General features: G+C 51.2%; 2 protein-coding genes. One reads left to right on the top strand and one right to left on the bottom strand.

What is annotated here, in order from left to right:
• A partial coding sequence (locus DV520_RS11910; protein WP_133308872.1) for an S-layer homology domain-containing protein occupies nucleotides 1–2,675 on the top strand: 2,675 nt, incomplete at its 5' end.
• Nucleotides 2,676–2,843: 168 nt separating this feature from the next.
• Here the strand turns inward: DV520_RS11910 and DV520_RS11905 are convergent.
• A complete protein-coding gene (locus DV520_RS11905) occupies nucleotides 2,844–5,918 on the bottom strand; it encodes an S-layer homology domain-containing protein (RefSeq protein WP_165850113.1) in 3,075 nt (1,024 codons plus the stop codon).
• Between the last annotated feature and the right edge of the window lie 108 nt (nucleotides 5,919–6,026).

Below are 6,026 nucleotides of genomic sequence, written 5' to 3'. Positions count from 1 at the left end.
TCCCCCAGAAGAAGGTTCTGAGCCTGGTGCTCTGTGTGGCTGTGATGCTGTCTGTCATGGTCATGGGCGCCGGGGCGGCGTTCTCGGATCAGGACAAGATCGAGAACACCGAGGCCGTCAATATGTGCACTGCGCTGAACATCATTGGCGGGTATCCCGACGGGTCCTATAAGCCCGAGGGGAACATTAAGCGGTCCGAGATCACCAAGATGATCTGCGTGGCGCTGAACGGTGGTAAGGAGCCCAATGTGAGCACCAACACCACCCCCACCTTCAGCGACGTGCGCGGCACCAACGCCGCCTGGGCAGAGGGCTACATTGAGTCCTGCGTGGCCCAGGGCATCATCTCCGGCGTGGGCGGCGGCCGGTTCAGCCCCAACGGCAACGTGACCGGCTCCCAGCTGGCCAAGATGCTGCTGGTCAGCCTGGGCTACAACGCCAACACCGAGGGCTTTGTGGGCAACGCTTGGGCGACTAACGTCAACGTGATCGCCTCCCAGAAGGGCCTGTACGAGGGTCTGGAGAGCATGGACACTTCCGCCGCTCTGACCCGTGACAATGCGGCCCAGATGGTGTGGAATGCCATGAACGCCTATGAGGTGGAGTATAAGACCACCATTATCACCGACGAGAATGGCAAACTGGAGACCATTGTCACCGTCCAGGATAAGGTTGTTGGCACTACCAGCGACAAGATCACCCTCCTGGAGGACAAGTATGAGGCTAAGACCTTTACCGGTACGTTTAACGGTAACGCCGACGTCTGCAACCTGAACGACGGAGAAATTCAGGTCTATGGTTCTGTGAACGATTCTGAGAAGGTCACTGCGAACTTCAAGTATGATTTTGACCTGAAGTACATTGGGGAAGAGGTTAACGTTCTGTTTAAGGATGGAACCGGTGGAACAAAGAATAAGCCCGACAACAAGGATACCATTTATGGTGTGGTTGTAACCGGCGCTACCACCGTTTATAACATCACGAAGAATGATCTCCAGACGCAGAAGGAAGCCGGCACCGTTCGGTTCGGGGATAAGAACTACGATGTGGCTGCAGCTGCGAAAGATTACGAGTATCTCAACGTCAACTATGGTGCTAAGTCAACCGTAGGTGCTACCAGTGGTACCTCTGCCGATGATGTCGCTACCGCTTTCAGCAACCTGAAGGCTGTTTCTGCTGACACCATTAAGTTTGTCTGCAACGAGAATGGAGATATCACCAGAGCCTACGTGGTTGAGTCTAAGCTGGCTCGGGTTACTGCGGTAAACAACGAAAAGGTTTCTCTCAACAACGGCGTCGGCAGCATTAAGATCGAGGACAACGACATCTATAAGGATGTTGCAAAGGACGACATTGTTCTTGTTACCACACTGTATAACACCTCTGCAACCGCTTCCGATGCTTATACCACTGTAACCAAGGCAGAAACCGTAGAGGGTAAGCTGACCGGTTATAACGGCGTGAAGCAGATCACAGTCGATGGAACAACGTATGATGCGTATCTGGACAACATTGCCCAAAACAAGTCTGTCGACTCTGATTTCCTGCAGTCTGCACCTGCAAACCAAATTGGAGAAACCGTTAAGCTGTATTTGGTTAACGGAATTGCCTATGCGGCAGAGATGGTAACTGAGACAACGCAGTACGCTGTGGTGGAAGATGCGGATGGCGCCATCGGCGACACGTTTGATCCCTTGAAAGTCAAAATGATGAAAGCGGATGGCACAGAGGCCACAGTTGAGATTCATAAGGACTCCAAGGACACTGCAAAGCTGAAGACCGGCGCGATTATCAAGTATTCTGACGTTTCCGACGGCAAGATTAAGGTTACTTCCGTTGTTGAAGCACAGCAAGCTGAAACGGCAAAACCTGACTTGTACGACAAAGATACCAAGTCCTTTGACAAAAAGGTAGTCGCTTCCGACGGTGTCCTCTTTGTCAACAAGACCACCATTCCTGGTGATGATGAGCCTGCCGCAGTGGGTGATTTCTATGCCTACAACATTCGGAATTTGAATGACATTGATCTGGCTCAGTACGGCTACTATTCCTACATGATGGACAGCGACGGTAGCAAGGTCGTGGCGGCCTATGTGACACTGGCCAACAAGCCCTCTGGTGCATCCAGTGATACTGTTTATGGCATTGTTTCTTCTGAGAATGGCACTGTAAAAGTCAACGACGACACCTATACTTCCTACACTGTCGATGTGGACGAGAGCACACAGAAGACCGTACTGATCGAGGGTGACAACGACAGCACTTTGAAGGAAGGCGACCTGGTTTCCTTCGACGTCGCTTCCGATGACATCTATGCGACCAGCGATATCACAGTCTACTATCCCGAGTCCAACCACACCGCTACAAATAACGCGGCCGCAGTTTTTGTAAAGGAGTATGACGAAGCTGGACAGATCCTCTCCTATTACACTGGCGCTGGTTCCGTGTCCGACGGTGTGTATCCCGGCACTGGTCTGACCACTAAGGCTGTAGACGAAGATGTTCAGATTGTTTACGTAGATGCAGAGGATAACACTGCTGGCTCTGAAATTGGCGTGAACGCCTTTGATGGTGTGACCGGTAAGGCGAACGTGGTTGTTGTCTTTGAGGATAACAATATCAGCAAGCCTATCGTTGCTATTTATGTCGACGTGAACAGCGACATTGCACAGTAAATTCTTTTACGGCAGCTGATGAAGCAAAAGTTTCCATAAGCTCGTAAAATAAATTCCCACCTCATTCACTTTGAGGTGGGAATTTGTTTTTTTAGAAAGGGCCCCGAATGCGAATCATTCGGGGCCCTTTGGTGACAGAAATCACCATCTCTTAAACACTAAAATCTTTTACTGGTTGGCAACTGCAATAGTGGGAGCGCCAACGGAACCAGAACCATTCGCAATTACCTTGAAGGTCACAGTGCCTGTGCCATCCTTTGTGGTAGCAATGTTGGCCTGTGTGGCGGATTGGGCTACCCAATTGCCAGTTACCACACACTTTGCAGTATCAACAGTAGAGTTGCTTCCGGCTGTAAACATAACTTTTGTAGCTGCAGTAGTTGTCCCACTAAAAGTCACAGTATAGGTGATAGCTTCTCCCTTAACCGCAGTCTGTTTGTCAGCAACAGCAGATGCAGTCAAACCGTTAGCGTTAGTCATGGTCACACTGCCAGGTGCAGTAACAGTTTTTGTTCCCATCACATCCGTCTTCCCCAACACATTCGTATCAGAGTTGGTATTCACAATGATGGCAACGATCTTGTTGGTAGCAACACCACCCTCATAAACAATCAGAGCGTTGGCATATCCGGTGGTACCGTCAAAGGAGGTAATACCCATACCGTCATCGCCCTTGGTCTGGTTGTCGGCATCAATGTAGACAATCTTTGCGTCCTCGTCGATGGCCTTGGTGGTCTTGCCGTCTTCCACGTAGGCGCCGCCTTCCAGCTTCAGTGCATTTGCAAAGGTAATGGTCTGGTCGGCTTCGCTGTAATCGCTCACTGCGATCGCTTGGCCCTTGGCAGTGTTAGTGCCATCCAGGATCGTGAAGTCAGACTGGTCATAGGTGTCATCCGCCGACTTATCGAAGGAGACCAACGCACCCTTGTTCAGGCTGGAGACGGTATCGCCCTCTACGTAAACCGTGGTTTCCTCGCCGGTCCAAACCGTGAACATGGTGTAAGGATCGCCATTCTTGCTGGTCACTTGACCGTCATCGGTGATGATACCATACAGGGTGTCGTCGGAGGCGCCAGAGGGTTTTCCGGCCAGAGCAACGAATGCTGCAACTACCTTACCATCATTGGTTACATAAGCAGTCTGCTTTCCACCAGAGGACAAGTCAATATCATCAAGGGTTCGGATATTAGCAACCTTATACTCTCCATCTGCCGTAGTATAGAACAACGGGCAGTTTCCATCAGTTACAATACCCTTCAAAGCCTTAGTATCCTTGTCATAGAAGTTAGCGGCTGTATCGGTCGCAGTATATGTCTCAGCCTTCACAGCCTCTTCAATCTTGTACTGGCCATTAGACATTTCTGCATACTTGACGATTTCACCCTTTTCAAGTGCGGTGTCAACCTTGTTTGTCTTAGTAAATGCAGTGTCATTGTGTTCGCTACTGGTTGTATAAAGGGTAGAGTCCTTGTGCAGGACAACGGTTTTCTTGGTTCCGTCTGCGAACAGAAGTTCTGCCTTAGGTTCGTTAAAGGTGGAATCAAGCACGCCACTGTTAACGTCAGTTACAATAGCGTAGTTGTTCATGTCCTCCGAGCCCTTCTGCACAGCGCGGACATAGCCATTGACCAGATACAGGGTAAACTCCTTATCCAAATCATCGGAAGACAGCTTAGTCACAGCATCATCCGTCAAACCGGACTTGTAGTTTGCCTCGTTGTAAACATCATACACAGTGCCTTCCAGCGTAATCGTTTTGGCATTGTAAGCAGTCACTGTGCCGGACACGGCTTCTGCCTTCTCAATGACAAAGGTCGCATCAGCGGGTTTATCCTGATACAGCTTAGTCACGGCAACCACATCGTCCTTGGCCACGCCGTCATAAACGGAAGTGCCGTTCTCGGCGGTATCAATGGTGCCAATGCCGGAGATGGAGACCTTGCTGCCAGAGACTGCGGTCACTTTGTACAGATCCGTCGTGGTGACATAGACGGAAACGATCTCGTTCTGGTCATCCAGAACAAACTTGACCGTGTCACCATTGGCCTTAGAAAGCTCCTCAATGTCAGAGACTCCCGCGGTCTGTGTTGCCCAGGGAGCACCAGTGTCCACATTCACCAGATTGGTTACGATTTTACCTTCTTTAGCAACTTTATAGGAAGTGTCGCTGATAGAGACTTTCCCGGCCGTATTATAATCTCCGTCGATGTCATCCACAGTGGCATTCACAACAGAGGTATTGCCGGTTACAACCACGCCGTAGATGGTGTCGTTGTCGTCGGGCTGATAGCGGGTACCGCTATTCGTGCTGTCCTTGTAGAGGACGCTGACCTCTTCGCCGATGTACTTCAGGTCAAAATCATAGGTGAACTTTGCGGTTACAGACTCAGAGGGCGTTTTATTATTCATTCCCTCAACCTGAATCTGGCCATCTTTCAGAGTGGAGATGGTCTTGTCGTTGCCGTCGAAGGTACCGGTAAAGGTCTTGGCCTCGTACTTGTCCTCCAGCAGAGTGATCTTGTCGTTGTTGGAGCCAACAACCTTATCCTGGACGGTGACAATGGTCTCCAGCTTGCCATTCTCGTCGGTGACGATGGTGGTCTTATACTCCACCTCATAGGCGTTCATGGCATTCCACACCATCTGGGCCGCGTTGTCACGGGTCAGAGCGGCAGAGGTATCCATGCGCTCCAGGCCCTCGTACAGGCCCTTCTGGGAGGCAATCACGTTGACATTGGTTGCCCAAGCGTTGCCCACAAAGCCCTCGGTGTTGGCGTTGTAGCCCAGGCTGACCAGCAGCATCTTGGCCAGCTGGGTGCCGGTCACGTTGCCGTTGGGGCTGAACCGGCCGCCGCCCACGCCGGAGATGATGCCCTGGGCCACGCAGGACTCAATGTAGCCCTCTGCCCAGGCGGCGTTGGTGCCGCGCACGTCGCTGAAGGTGGGGGTGGTGTTGGTACTCACATTGGGCTCCTTACCACCGTTCAGGGCCACGCAGATCATCTTGGTGATCTCGGACCGCTTAATGTTCCCTTCGGGCTTATAGGACCCGTCGGGATACCCGCCAATGATGTTCAGCGCAGTGCACATATTGACGGCCTCGGTGTTCTCGATCTTGTCCTGATCCGAGAACGCCGCCCCGGCGCCCATGACCATGACAGACAGCATCACAGCCACACAGAGCACCAGGCTCAGAACCTTCTTCTGAGGGAACTCCTTATCCTCCAATGCTTTGCCTAGCAATTTCCCACGGATTTTACACGGAACTCCCACGGCGTTAGAACTAAAATAAGAGGATATGTGTTGTACATAAGGAGCAAAATTTTCCATTTCTCAAAATTCATTTTGTCC

The sequence above is a fragment of the Evtepia gabavorous genome, assembly GCF_003425665.1.
GTDB classification, from domain to species: Bacteria; Bacillota; Clostridia; order Oscillospirales; family Oscillospiraceae; genus Evtepia; species Evtepia gabavorous.
The sequence above is the reverse complement of the archived record's forward strand: the minus strand, read 5'-3'. Positions and strand labels throughout refer to the sequence as shown.